The organism is Stenotrophomonas sp. SMYL8 (assembly GCF_036320065.1).
Classification (GTDB): Bacteria; Pseudomonadota; Gammaproteobacteria; order Xanthomonadales; family Xanthomonadaceae; genus Stenotrophomonas; species Stenotrophomonas maltophilia_A.
Window position 1 is genome coordinate 194,338 of sequence record NZ_JAWIRR010000003.1, and the last position, 16,381, is coordinate 210,718.

Here is a 16,381-nt window from a genome sequence, read left to right on the forward strand (position 1 = left end):
CGACAGATTCCGGCTGCTGTTGGTGGGTGTCGACCTTGGTCGACACGGGGTCGGATCCCGTTGCTACGCAACGGGCTCTGACCCCGCGTTGCTCAGGCGCCGGTGGCGACCGGGCGGCTGCTGTCGCTGACCCAGCCGCTCCAGGAATCGGCGTAGATGCGTGCGCCGGACAGACCGGCCGCTTCCATCGCCAGCAACAGGTGGCAGGCGGTCACGCCGGAGCCGCACATCAGCACCACCTGCTGCGGATCACGGTTGCCGATCACGCCCTGCAGTTCGGCGCGCAGTTCCTGTGCATCACGCAGGCGGCCGTCGGCGACGTTCAACGCAAACGGACGGTTGACCGCGCCGGGCACGTGGCCGGCGACCGGGTCCAGCGGCTCCACTTCGCCGCGGAAGCGCTCACCCGCGCGTGCATCGACCAGCCAACCGGGTGCATGCTTCAAGCGTGCAGTGATTTCATCGGCATTGGCGATCTGGGTGGTGTCGAAACGGCCCGGGTAAACCGGCAGCGCGGTCACCTCATCCTGCCCCGTCGCCAAGGGATGCCCTGCGCCCTGCCATGCGGCGATGCCACCATCAAGCACGGCCACCTTGCTGTGCCCGATCAGGCGCAGCAGCCACCACAGGCGCGAGGCGGCCATGCTGCCATCGCTGCCGTCGTAGACCACCACCTGGGTGTCGGGACCGATGCCCCACTGGCCCAGTTTCGCGGCGAAGGCATCGCTGTCCGGCAGCGGGTGACGGCCGTGGCCGCTGCGGGTCAGATCCGACAGGTCCCGATTGAGGTCGGCATACACCGCGCCCGGAACATGCCCCGCCAGATACTGGCCGTTACCCGCCTGCGGATCGGCCAGCGAGGAACGTGCATCGACCACGCGTACGGCGGTACTGGCAGTAGCACGTGCGTCGACCACGCGAACGCCCTCGCCCAATGCAGCGGCCAGGGTGGCGACATCGACCAGGGTGGTCCACGGCGGATCGATCGGCTTCATTGCACTTGCTCCAGGCGGCGACGCAGGTTGTAGAGGATGGCGGCGGTTGCGCCCCAGATACGCTGGCCGGGCCAGCCGTACTCGAGGACGTGGCGGACGCGGCCGCGGTGATTGATTTCGACCTGGCGCAGGTTGTCGGCGGCCATCAGGTAATCCAGCGGCACCTCGAACACCTCGGCCACTTCGCTGGGTTGCGGCACCGGCACGAAGTCCGGATCGACCACGGCCACCACCGGCGTGACGCGGTAGCCGGTGATCGTCACAAAGGGATCGAGATAACCCAGCGCCTGCACCTGGCCCGGCGCAAGTGCGATTTCTTCCTGGCTCTCGCGCAGCGCGGCCGCCAGTGCATCGCGGTCATCGGGTTCGGTGCGGCCACCGGGGAAACCTACCTGGCCACCATGGGTGCGCAGGGTTTCGGTGCGACGGGTGAGAATGACCTGTGCGCCGTTGGCGCGCGGCACGATGCCGGCCAGTACGGCGGCTTCCACGGGGGGCCCGGGCGGCAGCAGATCGATCAGTTCACTGCGGTTCCAGCCGTCGCCGGCCGGCGGCTCGGCCAGTGGATGCAGCGCGCGCATCAGGCGCTCGTGGTCGGCCAGCGAACCGCGCAGTGATTGCTGCAGTTGTTGGCGCAGCGGTTGCACGCGATGCAGGATGCGGCTGCGCTCGTCGTTGCTCATCGACGACCACCGTGCGATTTCATCGATGTGCCGCCCGCAGCCGGTGCATTGCCGGCCTGGATCCAGCGTGCACACTCCGATGCAGGGACTTGCGACAACACGCGCCGTTTCTTCCATTGTTTGCACTCGGCCACAGTAGCGCGATCGGGCTGAATTTGCGCGGGGTCAATCTGCGGTGCGTGGCAGCGTCGCGCTCCGCGCAAACAAAAACGCGCCGGTGGGATCACCGGCGCGTTTCGTTCACGGCTTCGATTTACTTGACGCTGACCAGCTTGATCTCGAACTGCACAGCCACGTTCGGCGGGAACGGGGTGCGCGGGTCGGCACCGTAGGCCTGGTCCGGCGGCAGCGTGACTTCCCACTTCGAGCCAGCCGGCATCTGCAGCAGGGTCTCGCGCATGGCCTTCATTTCGACTTCGCTGACCTTGATCGACGGAATCTGCTGGGCCGGGCGGGCTTCGGTCGGGCGCTGGCCGTACGGGAACGGACCGGCCACTTCCAGCTGCACGGTGCTGGCCTGGGTCGGCTTGGCGCCCTTGCCGGCTTCGATCACGCGGTACTGGACGCCGCTCGGCAGGGACTGCACGCCGGCCTTGCCCTTGTTTGCCGCGATGAACTGATCGCTCTTGGTCTTGTTTTCGGCAGCAGCCTTTTCGTACTCGGCCTTGGCAGCCTGGGCACGGCCCTGCTCGCGCTTCTGGAACGCTTCAACGGCCGGCTTCAGCTGGTCGGCGGTGATCGCCGGCTGCTTCTTGGCGTAGGCGTCCTGCAGACCCTTCACCACCGAGTTGATGTCCAGCTGCTCACCACGACCGGTCAGCTCCGCCAGGTTGTTGCCGTAGTCGTAACCGAAGTAGTAGCTCAGCTTGCCCTTTTCGGACGAGACGTCCTGGGCGAAGGCATTGCCCGTCAGGGCCAGGGCCGCGACGGCGACCGCGATAGAACGCAACTTCATCAAACAGTTCTCCAGGGGTGGTAACTCAGGGACGTTCTGCGCCGCCCTGAGGCGACGGGTTAGGATAACGGGCACAACGTGTAACCGCTACTCACGATGCAGGCTAAGACCCGTCTGCGTTGGCGGAGTTCAATCTCACTTTTTTTTAACGTTTCAGGAGTTTCCCCGTGGCCGATGCCCTGATCGCTGTCGCCGACGACGGCGCCATCCGCACCGTGACCGTCCAGCGCCCGGACAAGCTCAACGCCTTGAATGCCGCGACCCTGCAGGCGCTGACCGAGGCGTTCAGCGCTGCCGCCGCCGACCCGGACGTGCGCGTGGTGGTGCTGACCGGTGCCGGTCCGAAGGCTTTCGTGGCCGGGGCCGACATCGCCGAGATGAACACACTCAGTGCGGTTCAGGGACGTGATTTCTCCCTGCTCGGCCAGGCCCTGATGCGCCAGATCGAGCGCATGCCCAAGCCGGTGATCGCACGCGTGAACGGCTTCGCCCTGGGCGGCGGGCTGGAGCTGGCCATGGCCTGCCACCTGCGCATCGCTGCCGATACGGCCAAGGTCGGGCAGCCGGAGATCAATCTCGGCCTGATTCCCGGCTTCGGCGGCAGCCAGCGCCTGCTGCGCCTGTGCGGCCGCGCCGCCACCCTGGAGCTGTGCCTGCTGGGTGCACCGATCAACGCCGCGCGTGCGCTGGAACTGGGCATCGTCAACGAGGTGGTGCCCACCGATGCGCTGGACAACCGTGTACAGGACATCGCGCGCCAGCTGGCACGCTCGGCCCCGCTGGCCCTGCGTGGCCTGCTCGACGCGGTACACGTGGGTGGCGAATGCAGCCTGGAGGCTGGGCTGGAGTACGAAAGCGCGCAGTTCGGCCTGCTGTTCGCCACCGAAGACATGCGCGAAGGCACCAGCGCCTTCCTGCAGCGCCGCCCGCCGGCCTTCCAGAACCGCTGACGCCATGGCATCCCGACCCAACCCCGCGCAGCTGTTCGCCCGGGTCCAGGCAGACGATCTCGATGGCGCCCTGCAGGCCGGTCTCATGGACTACGTTGCCCGTGACGGCGACGAACAGCTGCTGCCCGGCCACCCGGACCTTCCACGACGCCTGCAGCAGGCCCAGCAGCAGCTGCACGCGGCCTGGGCCGCACGCGAACGCTACCGTGCCCGTGCCGTGCGCCTGGCGCGCCGCGAGGCCGAACGCGATGCGCGACGCACGCCAGCCCCGGCACCGGACGTGAAGCCCGCCCTGCCCCCGGCGGCCGCCGCGATTCTCGCCCGGGCCAAGGCCCGCGCCACCGGCAAGGAGCAGTAATGGCTACTGCGAAGAAGACCCCGCGCGCGCCGGCGCGACGCGGTGGCAGCATGCCGCGCGCCGACGTGGTGGAGATGTTCACCCGCCTGCGCGAACTCAATCCGCACCCGAAGACCGAACTGGAGTACAGCTCGCCGTTCGAACTGCTGGTGGCGGTCGCGCTGTCGGCGCAGGCCACCGACGTGGGCGTCAACAAGGCCACGCGCCGCCTGTTCCCGGTGGCCAATACCCCGGCAAAGATCCTCGCGCTTGGCGAGGACGGGCTGAAGCAGTACATCGCCACCATCGGTCTGTTCAACGCCAAGGCGAAGAACGTGATCGCCACCTGCGCGATCCTGCTGGAGAAGCACGGCGGTGAAGTGCCGCGCGATCGCGATGAACTGGAAGCGCTGCCGGGCGTGGGCCGCAAGACCGCCAACGTGGTGCTCAACACTGCGTTCGGTGAGCCGGTGATGGCGGTGGACACGCATATCTTCCGCGTCTCCAACCGTACCGGCCTGGCCCCGGGCAAGAACGTGCGCGAAGTGGAAGACAAACTGGTGAAGGTGATTCCGGCCGAGTTCCTGCTCGACGCGCATCACTGGCTGATCCTGCACGGACGTTATGTGTGCAAGGCGCGCAAGCCGGATTGCCCGGGCTGCGTGATCGCCGACCTGTGCCGGTTCAAGGAAAAGACCACGGCCGAGGCGTGAACGCGTTCGTGGTGTGACAAAACAAGGACGGCGGGCACAGGGCCCGCCGTCTTTGCTTGTAGACAAGAGTGCTTCAGGACATCAGAACGACAGGTCGCCCCAGACGCCGAACTCCTTGGTCTTGTCGTTCTTCTTGTCGCTGGCGTTGGCCAGGTGCGTGTACTTGTACACGGTCGACAGCTTGAGGTTCTTCATGACCGGGAACTCGACGCCGACGTTCCAGTACTTGTCGCTCAGGGTCGGGTCCAGCGTCTTGCTGACGTCGGTGTCATCGTAACGACCGAACACGTTGATGCCGCCGTCGGTGACGCGCACGCTGCCCCAGACCGACCAGCCGCTGGTCTTGTCGGTGGCAACGGTCATCACGTTGTTGAGGTTCTTGGCCTGGAAGTACTCGCCACCGACGCGGAAGTCGCTGCTGGCGTAGGCCACCATCGCATTGGCGCGGGTGTAGGTGTTCTCGGCGCTCTGGATGTCGGTTTCCTTGCCCAGCTTGCCACTGTAGCCACCGACGGCAACCACGAAGTTCTCGTTCGGGGTATAGGCCGCGCGGCCTTCCACGTCCATGCCCTTGCTGCGGGTCGGGTTCTTGTAACCGGCGCCGGACACAACCGAGACCGCGTAGTTGAAGTTGTTGCCCAGGTTGCCGAAGCCATGCAGGCCCCAGTCGGACGAGTTGCCGTACTTCAGGCGATCGGTCAGGGTGTTCTCGACATAACGCATGCCGTAGAACTTCTCGACGTACGGAATCCACGGCATGTCGGCGGCACCGACGCGCAGGTTGAAGGCCGGGTCGAAGCTACCCTGCACGTAGGCCTTCTTGACGAACAGTTCGGTGTTGCCGATGGCCGAGCTGTACTGGAAGTCGGTGGTCAGGTTGGCCGACCAGATGTCGTTGAACTTGTGGTCGACGGTCAGGTAGAAGCGCTTGACGTCCAGACCGGTGCCGCTGGCGGCGGTGTCCTTGCCGTTGCTGGTCTTGTCGATGTTGGTCAGGTCGAAGAACATGCGACCGCCGATCTTGTTGTCATTGACCAGCTTGGCCAGCTTGTCGACGCTGGTCTGGGTCTTCTGTGCACCTTCCAAGGCCTGGGCCTGGGTGATGTTCACTTCGGACTGCGCATCGGACTGTGCCTGCAGCGCCTGCGAATCGTTCTGCAACTGCTGGACCTGGGCCTGCAGCGCAGCGATCTGCGCCTGCAGCTGCTGCAGCTGTGCCTGGGATACGCCCGTGCTGGCGGGAGCTGCGAAGGCGTCGGCGGAAACCAGACCGAGGCTTGCAACGACCGCGGCGGCGAGCAAATGGGAACGCATTTTGGATTTCTCCAGAGGGTTGGAATGGCTTGGGCAGAACGCCACGCCGGCAGGCCGGTCAAGCGTTTTGCGAACATTCCGTTAAAACCATGACAACCGAATGACAATCTGAGCACCAACCACAGATTTCTTCGTGCGGTCATGCGTACGACTCATTTGCCGCCACATGCTTGTCGATCCCTTGCGGCATATGACGTCACGTATCAGCGTCCCGGCCCGGGCCGACCGCCGCGCAGCGATCACCTGCATTGATGGTTTCGTGTGGATGACGCGGCATCACTGCGGAATGCCAGGCGGAAACGGCATTGACGACCACACCGGGCAGGCCATCAGCGACATATAGAACGTGATCGCAACCGGGCTACGTCCGTCTCCGGCGCATTGGTCATCACGTTGCCCGCAGCACTCAGAACCTTCACGCCCCTGGCTGTGCGGGCGCCGGGCAGCGCTGTAACGGTTGCGTCATACAACGGTCCCTGCGCTGTCATCGAACCGTTATGGAATGTGCGCCGGGCGGGTAACCCCGCATCCCAATCAACCCAGGAGCCACCCCGTGATCCACGCCTTCAAGTCGCGCGTTGCCGTTGCCGTCTTCGCTGCGTCGTCCGTGTTCGCCGCCAACGCCGCTGAAATCACCGGCGCGGGCGCCTCGTTCATCTACCCGGTGATGTCGAAGTGGTCGGCCGACTACAACGCCGCCACCAGCAACAAGGTCAACTACCAGTCGATCGGTTCCGGCGGTGGCATTGCCCAGATCAAGGCCAAGACCGTTGATTTCGGCTCCTCCGATGCTCCGCTGAAGCCGGAAGAACTGGCTGCTGCGGGCCTGGCCCAGTTCCCGTCGGTGATCGGCGGCGTGGTGCCGGTGGTGAACGTGGCCGGCATCGCCCCGGGCGCGCTGAAGCTGGACGGCACCGTGCTGGCCAACATCTTCCTGGGCAAGATCAAGACCTGGAACGACCCGGCCATCGCCGCGCTGAACCCGGGCGTGACCCTGCCGAGCGCCAAGATCACCGTCGTGCACCGTTCGGATGGTTCGGGCACCACCTTCAACTTCGTCAACTACCTGTCCAAGGTCAGCCCGGAGTGGAAGAGCTCGGTCGGTGAAGGCACCTCGGTCCAGTGGCCGGCCGGCATCGGCGGCAAGGGCAACGAGGGCGTTGCTGCCTACGTGAAGCAGATCAAGGGCGGCATCGGCTACGTCGAACTGTCCTACGCGCTGCAGAACAAGCTGTCGTACACCGCGATGAAGAATGCCGCCGGCCGCTTCGTGCAGCCGAGCGACGCCTCGTTCGCCGCCGCTGCCGCCAGCGCCGACTGGGCCAGCGCCAAGGACTTCTACCTGGTGATGACCAACGCCCCGGGCGCCGAGTCCTGGCCGATCACCGCCACCAACTTCATCCTGGTGCACAAGAAGCCGAAGAACGCTGCCAACGGCAAGGCCACCCAGGAGTTCTTCCGCTGGGTCTACAAGAGCGGCGACGCCCAGGCCCGCCAGCTGGACTACGTGCCGCTGCCGGACAGCCTGGTGCGCCAGATCGAGACCTACTGGACGCAGAACCTGAAGTAAGCGAGCGCGTTCCCCCGCAGGAACGGGATCGGCGGGTCCTCTCTCCCCCGCCGATCCCACCCCGGGCGCGAGATCCTCGAGATCTCGCGCTCTTCTTGTTTTTGGGGGTTGGTCGTGAAGAGCGTTTGCGCCTTCGCTGATCCGTGGGTGAGTCGGTGGGCCAGGGCGTGCAGGACACGCCGTAAACCCTTCCTTGGGGGCTCGGCCACGGCATCCATGCCGTGGACGGTCCTGCACGCCCTGGCCCACCGCCTCTCGACAGTTCATCGGGGGCGCGGTGGGGTCATGAAAGGCAGGAGCAAAGGCAAGAGCGTTTGTAGAGCCCCGGCGGTCATATCGGTGCGCAGATCCGGGGTCTCCGGGGGTCTCCCGGATCCCGGCCAACCCCGTAAAACCCTTGTCAGAACGTGATCCAGTACACCTCTGTCATGGGCGTAATACGGCTGTAACAAAAACATCATTTCATAGCCGCATCCGCCGACGACGTCGGCTCTACCCCGCTATGGAGTGACCATGAAACTGCACTCGGCCGGCCTTGCCGCCCTTTCCCTGGCCATCGCCCTGGGCCTGTCGGCCTGCGGTGGCGACAAGCAGGCCGCGCAGCAGCCGGCTGCCGACGGTGCCGCCGCCCCGGCCGCTGCCGGTGCCAAGGTGACCGCCGAAGTGTCCGGCGCCGGCGCTTCCTTCATCTTCCCGCTGGTGTCCAAGTGGTCGGCTGACTACAACGCCAGCACCGGGGCCAAGATCAACTACCAGTCGATCGGCTCCGGCGGCGGCATCGCCCAGATCAAGGCCGGCACCGTCGACTTCGGTTCCTCCGACAAGCCGCTGAGCAGCGAAGAGCTGGCCCAGGCCGGCCTGGCCCAGTTCCCGTCGGCCATCGGCGGCGTGGTGCCGGTGGTCAACATTGAAGGCCTGGAAGCCGGCAAGCTGCGCCTGAGCGGCGCCCTGCTGGCCGACATCTTCCTGGGCAAGGTCAAGACCTGGAACGACCCGGCCATCGTCGCCGCCAACCCGGGCGTGAAGCTACCGGACGGCAAGATCACCCTGGTCCACCGTTCGGACGGTTCGGGCACCACCTTCAACTTCTCCAACTACCTGTCCAAGGTCAGCCCGGAATGGAAGAGCAAGGTCGGCGAAGGCACCTCGGTGCAGTGGCCGGACGGCGTCGGTGGCAAGGGCAATGAAGGCGTTGCTTCGTACGTGAAGCAGATCAAGGGCTCGATCGGCTACGTCGAACTGGCCTACGCACTGCAGAACGGCATGCCGTACACCGCCATGCAGAACGCGGCCGGCAACTGGGTCGAGCCGAGCGCGGAAACCTTCGCCGCTGCAGCTGCCAGCGCCGACTGGGCCAGCGCCAAGGACTTCAACCTGGTCATCACCAACGCCCCGGGCGAGCAGGCGTGGCCGATCACCGCCACCAACTTCATGCTGATGCAGAAGCAGCCGAAGGACGCCAAGCGCAACCAGGACACCCTGGCCTTCTTCAAGTGGGCCTTCGAGAACGGCCAGGCCCAGGCCAACGAGCTGCACTACGTGCCGCTGCCGGCCGAACTGGTCAAGCAGATCGAGGCCTACTGGGCGACCGACCTGAAGTGATGGACACGGCGGTGCCCGCCCCGCGCGGGCACCGCTTCTTCCACGCCGTGCCGCCCCGCCCCTTCCTGGCCCTGCCGTCCCCATGAATGCCATCGCCCAGCCTGTAGCCGCCCCGTCCACGCGTGATGCGCGTGATGCCCGCAACGACAAACTGTTCCGATGGGTGCTGGTCGGCACCGTCATCTTCGTCCTGATCGCCCTGGCCTGCGCCGCGCTGTCCATGCTGTGGGGCGGCCGCCATGCCCTGCAGATGCAGGGCCTGAGCTTCTTCTTCTCCGCCGACTGGAATCCGGTCGAAAACAAGTTCGGTGCGCTCGCCCCGATCTACGGCACCCTGGTCACCGCCGTCATCGCGATGGTCATCGCCGTGCCGGTCAGCTTCGGTATCGCCTTCTTCCTCACCGAAGTCGCGCCGCGCTGGCTGCGTGGCCCGGTCGGTACCGCCATCGAACTGCTGGCCGGCATTCCCTCGATCATCTACGGCATGTGGGGCCTGTTCGTGCTGGTGCCGGTGATGACCGAGTACGTCACCCCGTTCCTCAACGAGACCCTGGGCGAATGGCCGATCATCGGCCCGCTGTTCCAGGGCCCGCCGCTGGGCATCGGCATGCTCACCGCCGGTTTCGTGCTGGCCATCATGGTCATTCCGTTCATCTCCTCGGTGATGCGCGAAGTGTTCCTGACCGTACCCACCCGCCTGAAGGAGTCGGCGTACGCGCTGGGCTCCACCAAGTGGGAAGTGAGCTGGGACATCGTGCTGCCCTACACCCGCTCGGCGGTGATCGGTGGCATCTTCCTCGGCCTCGGTCGCGCCCTGGGCGAGACCATGGCCGTGGCCTTCGTGATCGGCAACAGCGTGCGCCTGTCGCCGTCGCTGCTGGAACCGGGCACCACCATCGCCGCGCTGATCGCCAACGATTTCGGCGAAGCCACTGAAACCTACCGCTCGGCCCTGCTGCTGCTCGGCTTCGTCCTCTTCATCGTCACCTTCGTGGTGCTGGCCATCGCCCGCCTGATGCTGATGCGCCTGTCCCGCAAGGAGGGCAACTGATGTCCACCACCGCTGATTCGCTGTACCTGCGCCGTCGCATCGGCAACGTCGTTGCGATCACCGCCTCCTGTGCCACCGCCCTGTTCGGCCTGTTCTTCCTCGGCTGGATCCTGTTCACCCTGGCCTCGAAGGGCCTGGCCGGCATCAACTGGGATCTGTTCACCAAGATGACGCCGCCGCCGATGCAGGAAGGCGGTCTCGCCAACGCCTTCTTCGGCAGTGCGGTGATGTGTGCGCTGGCGATCGGCATCGGCACCCCGCTGGGCGTGCTGGCCGGCACCTGGCTGGCCGAGTACGGCAACGCCCGCAAGGCCGGCACCGTGGTCCGCTTCGTCAACGACATCCTGCTGTCGGCCCCGTCCATCGTGCTTGGCCTGTTCGTCTACACGCTGTACGTGATGCAGACCGGCGGCAACTTCTCGGCGTTCGCCGGTGCGCTGTCGCTGGCCTTCATCGTGCTGCCGGTGGTGGTGCGCACCACCGACGAGATGCTGCGCCTGGTGCCCTCGCAGATGCGTGAGGCTGCGCTGTCGCTGGGCATCCCGCAGTGGAAGGTGATCGTGCAGGTGCTGTACCGCAGTGCGTCGGCCGGCATCATCACCGGCATCCTGCTGGCCCTGGCGCGCATTTCCGGCGAGACCGCACCGTTGCTGTTCACTGCCTTCGGCAACCAGTACTGGAACAACAACATCTTCCAGCCGATGGCTTCGGTGCCGGTGGTGATGAACCAGTTCGCCGGAAGCCCGTACGAATCCTGGCAGGTGCTGGCCTGGGCCGGTGCCCTGGTGCTGACTGTCTTCGTGTTGCTGGTCAGCCTTGCCGCCCGCGGCATCCTGCTGCGCAACCGTATCTCCCATGACTGACCTTTCCGTGGATAACGCCATGAACGACCTTTCCAACGCCGTGCCGATGCAGCGCATCGCCGTGCCGTCCTCGCACGAGAGCCTGCACACGCCGTCGCCGGTGAAGCTGGCTGCGCGTGGACTGGACTTCTACTACGACAAGTTCCATGCCCTGAAGGGCATCAACCTGGAAATCCCGGAAAAGCGCGTGACCGCGCTGATCGGTCCCTCCGGTTGCGGCAAGTCGACCCTGCTGCGCATTTTCAACCGCATCTACGCGCTGTACCCGAAGCTGGAAGCGCGCGGTGAGGTGCTGCTGGACGGCGAGAACATCCTGTCGCCGAAGTACCCGATGAACCGCCTGCGCAGCAAGGTCGGCATGGTGTTCCAGAAGCCGGTGCCGTTCCCGATGACCATCTTCGAGAACGTGGCCTACGGCATCCGCCACCACGAGAAGCTGAGCAAGGCCGACATGGCCGACCGCGTCGAGCAGGCGCTGCGCCAGGGCGCGCTGTGGGACGAAGTGAAGGACAAGCTGGGGCAGAGCGCACTGGGCCTGTCCGGCGGCCAGCAGCAGCGCCTGTGCATCGCCCGTGCCGTGGCCCTGCGCCCGTCGGTGCTGCTGCTGGACGAACCGACCTCGGCGCTGGACCCGATCTCGACCAGCCGCATCGAGCAGCTGGTGGAAGAGCTCAAGCACGAGTACACCATCGTGATCGTCACCCACAACATGCAGCAGGCCGCCCGCGTGTCCGACTACACCGCCTTCATGTACCTGGGCGACCTGATCGAGCACGACCGCACCGAAGTGATCTTCTCGCAGCCGTCGCAGCGGCAGACCGAGGACTACATCACCGGTCGCTTCGGCTGAAACGGCAGTCGAGTTACAGCTAACGTCAGTCGAGCGTGGCTCGACTCTACGGATAACGTCAGTCGAGCATGGCTCGACTCTACAGAGTGGAATGAACATGAATCTTCCCAACGACCACATCGTCAAGAGCTACGACGAAGAGCAGCAGCGCCTGGTGGCCGAAATCGTGCGCATGGGTGAAATGGCCGTCGCCCAGCTCGAAGCGGCGATGGACGTGATCGAGAAGCGCGATGAGAACGCTGCCCATCGCATTATCGCCAACGACGAAGCGATCGATGCGCTGGAACAGCAGATCAGCCACGACGTGATGCGGCTGGCGCTGCGTGGCCCGATGGCGCGCGACCTGCGCGAAATCCTGGCCGGCTTGCGCATTCCGGCCGACATCGAGCGTATCGGTGACTATGCCGCCAACGTCGCCAAGCGCTCGATCGCGCTGGGCAAGGTGCCGCCACTGCCGCAGATCCAGGGCCTGCGTGCGCTGGGCCGCCTGGCCGCGCAGCAGGTCCGCCGTGCCATTGCCGCCTACCGCGACAACGACGCCGACGCCGCACTGGAACTGCGTGAGGACGACGCCCGCCTGGACGCGCAGTACACCGCGCTGTTCCGCGAGCTGCTGACCTACATGATGGAAGACCCGCGCAACATCACTCCGTGCACGCACCTGCTGTTCATGGCCAAGAACCTGGAGCGCGTGGGCGACCACGCCACCAACATCGCCGAGAACGTGTGGTTCCTGGTGCACGGAGAGCAGCCGCTGCCGCCGCGTGAAAAGCGCGACGAGACCTCCAGCACCGGCCAGCCCTGACGCTGCACTGCAACACCGGAGTCGACTCCACGGTGGCCGCTGTCCTGGTGACAGCGGCCCTTTTGTTTTGGGCGTTCCGGCCACCGGTCTCCCCCTCTGTAACAAATCTCACGAAAATTTGAGTTCTTGGCGAGGATTCGTTGAGTAGGATCGCTGCACCATCGATTCACCCCGGGCGCCTGCCCACCACCTAGGAGTAAGACCGATGAGCAGTTCCAACAAGACCCTGTCCCTGCTGACCGCTACGGCCCTGGCCGCCGGCCTGGGCATGACCGCCAGTGCCTCGGCCCTGAGCATGAGCGACCTGGCCCAGGGCTACCTGGTGGCTGGCCAGGCGGCAAAGGCTGCCGATACCAAGCACGCCGAAGGCAAGTGCGGCGCCGACGGCAAGACCGCTGAAGGCAAGTGCGGCGGTGACAAGGGCAAGGCTGCCGAAGGCAAGTGTGGCGAAGGCAAGTGCGGTGCCGACAAGGGCAAGGCTGCTGGTGCAGCCGCTGCCAAGACAGGCGACAAGAAGTCGGCTGAAGGCAAGTGCGGCGAAGGCAAGTGCGGTGGCAAGCACTGACGTCCGCGCCAGCCTCGTCCACCCGCGGTCGCCGCTTCGTGCGGCGGCCGCCGGGTTGGGCCTGCGCCGGGCGCTGCTACAGGACCTGCGTGACGCCCCGGCAGGTGACTTCGACTTCCTCGAATGTGCGCCGGAAAACTGGATCCATGTCGGTGGTCCCGCCGGGGATGCACTGGCCGAACTGGCGCAGCGCCATCCGTTGAGCTGCCACGGCCTGTCGTTGTCGCTGGGCGGCAGCGCGCCGCTGGATACGCAGCTGCTGGAACAGGTCGGCCAGTTCCTGGAAAAGCACCGCGTGCCGCTGTACAGCGAGCACCTGAGCTACTGCAGCGACGACGGTCACCTGTACGACCTGCTGCCGATTCCGTTCACCGACGAAGCGGTGCGCCACACTGCGGCACGCATCGCTCACGTGCAGGATCTGCTGGGCCGCCGCATTGCAGTGGAGAACGTGTCCTATTACCTGGCACCGGAACCGGCGATGGACGAACTGGCCTTCACCAACGCGGTGCTTGCCGAAGCCGACTGCGATCTGCTGCTGGACGTCAACAACGTCTACGTCAATGCCTGCAACCATGGCTACGACGCCGACACTTTCATTGCCGGACTGCCCGCAGAGCGCGTCGTCTGCCTGCACGTGGCCGGGCACCTGGACGAGGCGCCGGACCTGAAGATCGATACCCATGGCAGCGCGGTGATCGACCCGGTCTGGGAGCTGCTGGCGCGTACCTACGCGCGCATCGGCCCACGTCCCACCCTGCTCGAGCGCGATTTCAACTTCCCCCCATACGCCGAGCTGCAGGGCGAACTGCAGACCATCCGCCGCCTGCAGGCGACGCACGGGGGGACTGCACATGACTGACGCTCGTGGCACCCTGCGCGCGCAGCAGCATGCGTTCACTGCCCATCTGCGCGATCCGCAGGGCGTGCCACCGCCGGCTGGGCTGGAGGCACGCCGGGTCACGGTGTACCAACGGCTGCTGTTCAACAATCTGCTCGGCCTGCTGAGCAACGGCTTCCCGGTCTGCGTGCACCTGCTCGGCGAGCCCGCCTGGAGCGACCTGGTGCGCCACTACTTCGCCACCCACCGCTGCCAGACACCGCTGTTCACCGAACTGGCCGCCGAATTCGTGCAGTGGCTGCAGGCACAGCCGCAGCTGCCGCACCCGGCGTTGGCCGAACTCGCTCATTACGAGTGGGTGGAGACCGCCCTGTACCAGTTGCAGGCCGAGCCGCTGCCGGCACCCGGCGACATCGATCCGCTGCAGGTACCGCTGCAGCGCTCACCCCTGGCGTGGCCGCTGCTGTACCAGTGGCCGGTGCATCGACTCGGTGCCGAGGATGCGCCAATGCAGCCGCCGGCGGAACCGACCGGCCTGCTGGTCCGCCGCGAGGCCGATGGCGAAGTGCGCTTCGCCGTGCTCAGCCCGCTGGCGGTATACCTGCTGTCCAGCGTCGGCGAACGACCCGGCCTCGATGGACATGCCTATCTGCGGCAATTGGCCGCTGCGAACGGCCTGGCTGAGGAGGCGCTGGCCGGGCCCGGTGCCGCGCTGCTGCAGCAGTTCCTGCAGGCCGGCGTGATCGGCCCGCTCACAGTCCCTGGCTGACGCCCTTTCCCCCACGGAGAACCACCGATGAACCTTCCGACCCTGGCCGCCACGCGTGGCCAGCTGGACCGTCTCGCCCCCTGGTTGGCCCCGCTCGGCCTGCGCCTGCTGCTGGCCTGGGAATACTTCGAATCCGGCCGCGAAAAGCTGCACGGCCAGAACTGGTTCGCCGACCTGCAGGACGCTTTCCCGTTCCCGTTCGACCAGCTGCCGGCCACCCTGAACTGGCAGCTTGCCACCTGGTTCGAGCTGATTGGCGCGGCCTGCCTACTGGTTGGCTTCGGCACCCGGTTTGCCGCCGCCAGCCTGCTGGTGCTGACCGTAGTGGCCACCTATGCGGTGCATTGGCCGATGGAGTGGAACTCGCTGGCCGACCTGGCCATGGGCTACGCGATCACTGACCAGGGCTTCGGCAACTTCAAGCTGCCAGTACTGTTCATGGCGATGCTGCTGCCGCTGATCTTCACCGGCGCCGGCAGGCTGAGCGTGGATGCGTGGTTGGCGCGGTGGTCTCCCTCGGCCACGCCTGCACGGCCAGCAGTCCGGTAATCGCCAAACCTGGTCGGCGCACCGTGTGCCAACCAAGGTTGGCACCTACCGGAATCCTGAGCGCGCGGTGTCCCCGGTAGGTGTCGACCTTGGTCGACACACGCCCGCGCAGGGAACGCATGCACCGAGGGCTGGCCGGGCGCTCAGGGTCGCTCTGCTAGAATTCACGCATGACTGACCCCACCCCCGCACCTGCCGCCGCTCCCGATTCCGCAGTCCCCCAGGCGCAGCGCGCGATGTCACAACGCTTCCGCGGCTTCCTGCCGGTGGTGGTGGACGTGGAAACCGGCGGATTCGACAGCCAGCGCAACGCGCTGCTGGAAATCGCCGCCGTGCCGATCGAGATGGACGAGAACGGCCTGCTCTACCCCGGCCAGACCGCCAGTGCCCACGTGGTGCCGGCCGAGGGCCTGGAGATCGACCCGAAGTCGCTGGAAGTGACCGGCATCATCCTCGACCACCCGTTCCGGCTAGCCAAGGAAGAGAAGGCGGCACTGGACCACATCTTCACCCCGGTACGCGCGGCCATGAAGAAGTACGGCTGCCAGCGCGCGATCCTGGTCGGCCACAACGCGCATTTCGACCTCGGCTTTGTCAATGCAGCGGTGGCGCGGACCGGGCACAAGCGCAACCCGTTCCATCCGTTCAGCGTGTTCGACACGGTGACCCTGGCCGGCATCGCCTACGGTCAGACCGTGCTGGCGCGTGCGGCCACCGCCGCCGGGCTGGGCTGGGATGCCAACGAGGCGCATAGCGCGGTGTATGACACCGAACAGACCGCGCGCTTGTTCTGCACGATCGCCAACGCCTGGCCGCGGTGAAGCGGCCAACGGCGGAGCCCCTCGTGGCGGGCTGACAGCGATTCCTGGTAGGGCCGGGGGGGGGGGGGGGGGGGGGGGGGGGGGGGGGGGGGGGGGGGGGGGGGGGGCGGGGGGGGCGGGCGGGGGGCGCGCGCGCCGCCCCCGCCCC

General features: G+C 66.2%; 18 protein-coding genes. 14 read left to right on the forward strand and 4 right to left on the reverse strand.

The window, feature by feature from the left end; translation table 11 throughout:
- Positions 1 to 92: 92 nt before the first annotated feature.
- The 3 genes from V3B25_RS04700 to V3B25_RS04710 all read right to left on the reverse strand — a co-directional run bounded on the left by V3B25_RS04700 (position 93) and on the right by V3B25_RS04710 (position 2,633).
- A complete protein-coding gene (locus V3B25_RS04700) occupies positions 93 to 995 on the reverse strand; it encodes a sulfurtransferase (protein ID WP_049421594.1) in 903 nt (300 codons plus the stop codon).
- Entirely contained in the window at positions 992 to 1,795 is an 804-nt protein-coding gene (locus V3B25_RS04705) for a CoA pyrophosphatase (RefSeq protein ID WP_329810203.1), read from the reverse strand. Before V3B25_RS04705 ends, V3B25_RS04700 begins: the two co-directional genes overlap by 4 nt.
- A gap of 136 nt (positions 1,796 to 1,931) precedes the next feature.
- Positions 1,932 to 2,633 carry an FKBP-type peptidyl-prolyl cis-trans isomerase N-terminal domain-containing protein gene (locus V3B25_RS04710; protein WP_329810204.1) on the reverse strand — a complete coding sequence of 234 codons (702 nt, stop codon included), beginning with the start codon at positions 2,631 to 2,633 and terminating at the stop codon, positions 1,932 to 1,934.
- A gap of 167 nt (positions 2,634 to 2,800) precedes the next feature.
- On the opposite strand from V3B25_RS04710, the gene V3B25_RS04715 reads away from it, so the two are divergent.
- Genes V3B25_RS04715 through nth form a run of 3 tightly spaced genes read left to right on the forward strand, consistent with a single transcriptional unit; the run spans position 2,801 to position 4,633 of the window.
- A complete protein-coding gene (locus V3B25_RS04715; RefSeq protein WP_329810205.1) occupies positions 2,801 to 3,583 on the forward strand; it encodes an enoyl-CoA hydratase-related protein in 783 nt (260 codons plus the stop codon).
- A 4-nt stretch (positions 3,584 to 3,587) separates the two neighbouring features.
- Positions 3,588 to 3,941, forward strand: coding sequence for a hypothetical protein (locus V3B25_RS04720; protein WP_107432510.1), 354 nt, complete (start codon positions 3,588 to 3,590; stop codon positions 3,939 to 3,941).
- Positions 3,941 to 4,633, forward strand: a complete 693-nt coding sequence (gene nth, locus V3B25_RS04725; RefSeq protein WP_032127899.1) for an endonuclease III — start codon at positions 3,941 to 3,943, stop codon at positions 4,631 to 4,633. The genes V3B25_RS04720 and nth overlap by 1 nt, the downstream gene beginning before the upstream one ends.
- An 81-nt stretch (positions 4,634 to 4,714) precedes the next feature.
- Here nth and V3B25_RS04730 read toward each other — a convergent pair whose 3' ends face one another.
- Entirely contained in the window at positions 4,715 to 5,947 is a 1,233-nt protein-coding gene (locus tag V3B25_RS04730; protein WP_032127900.1) for a porin, read from the reverse strand.
- Positions 5,948 to 6,500: 553 nt separating this feature from the next.
- Between V3B25_RS04730 and pstS (V3B25_RS04735) the strand changes: the two genes are divergently transcribed.
- The 11 genes from pstS (V3B25_RS04735) (at position 6,501) to rnt (ending at position 16,233) form a co-directional block, all read left to right on the forward strand.
- Positions 6,501 to 7,517 carry a phosphate ABC transporter substrate-binding protein PstS gene (pstS, locus tag V3B25_RS04735; RefSeq protein WP_049421598.1) on the forward strand — a complete coding sequence of 339 codons (1,017 nt, stop codon included), beginning with the start codon at positions 6,501 to 6,503 and terminating at the stop codon, positions 7,515 to 7,517.
- A 513-nt stretch (positions 7,518 to 8,030) separates the two neighbouring features.
- The gene (pstS, locus tag V3B25_RS04740) at positions 8,031 to 9,119 is read left to right on the forward strand and encodes a phosphate ABC transporter substrate-binding protein PstS (protein ID WP_100471789.1); all 1,089 of its coding nucleotides are present in this window, start codon (positions 8,031 to 8,033) and stop codon (positions 9,117 to 9,119) included.
- 82 nt (positions 9,120 to 9,201) lie between these two features.
- Positions 9,202 to 10,170 (forward strand): phosphate ABC transporter permease subunit PstC, encoded by a 969-nt coding sequence (gene pstC, locus V3B25_RS04745; RefSeq protein ID WP_201118578.1) that lies wholly within the window; start codon positions 9,202 to 9,204, stop codon positions 10,168 to 10,170.
- Complete coding sequence (pstA, locus tag V3B25_RS04750; protein ID WP_032127902.1) at positions 10,170 to 11,033, forward strand: phosphate ABC transporter permease PstA; 864 nt, start codon at positions 10,170 to 10,172, stop codon at positions 11,031 to 11,033. Before pstC ends, pstA begins: the two co-directional genes overlap by 1 nt.
- A gap of 19 nt (positions 11,034 to 11,052) precedes the next feature.
- On the forward strand, positions 11,053 to 11,883 hold the full coding sequence (gene pstB / locus V3B25_RS04755; protein ID WP_005408788.1) for a phosphate ABC transporter ATP-binding protein PstB: 831 nt from the start codon (positions 11,053 to 11,055) through the stop codon (positions 11,881 to 11,883).
- Positions 11,884 to 11,974: 91 nt separating this feature from the next.
- On the forward strand, positions 11,975 to 12,688 hold the full coding sequence (gene phoU / locus V3B25_RS04760) for a phosphate signaling complex protein PhoU (protein WP_087944217.1): 714 nt from the start codon (positions 11,975 to 11,977) through the stop codon (positions 12,686 to 12,688).
- A gap of 205 nt (positions 12,689 to 12,893) precedes the next feature.
- On the forward strand, positions 12,894 to 13,253 hold the full coding sequence (locus tag V3B25_RS04765) for a hypothetical protein (protein ID WP_049421602.1): 360 nt from the start codon (positions 12,894 to 12,896) through the stop codon (positions 13,251 to 13,253).
- Complete coding sequence (locus V3B25_RS04770) at positions 13,240 to 14,115, forward strand: DUF692 domain-containing protein (protein WP_049421603.1); 876 nt, start codon at positions 13,240 to 13,242, stop codon at positions 14,113 to 14,115. The genes V3B25_RS04765 and V3B25_RS04770 overlap by 14 nt, the downstream gene beginning before the upstream one ends.
- A complete protein-coding gene (locus V3B25_RS04775; RefSeq protein WP_329810208.1) occupies positions 14,108 to 14,863 on the forward strand; it encodes a putative DNA-binding domain-containing protein in 756 nt (251 codons plus the stop codon). Before V3B25_RS04770 ends, V3B25_RS04775 begins: the two co-directional genes overlap by 8 nt.
- A 27-nt stretch (positions 14,864 to 14,890) precedes the next feature.
- Positions 14,891 to 15,412, forward strand: a complete 522-nt coding sequence (locus V3B25_RS04780; protein ID WP_049463604.1) for a DoxX family protein — start codon at positions 14,891 to 14,893, stop codon at positions 15,410 to 15,412.
- A gap of 236 nt (positions 15,413 to 15,648) precedes the next feature.
- On the forward strand, positions 15,649 to 16,233 hold the full coding sequence (gene rnt / locus V3B25_RS04785) for a ribonuclease T (RefSeq protein ID WP_005408782.1): 585 nt from the start codon (positions 15,649 to 15,651) through the stop codon (positions 16,231 to 16,233).
- Positions 16,234 to 16,381 lie beyond the last annotated feature (148 nt).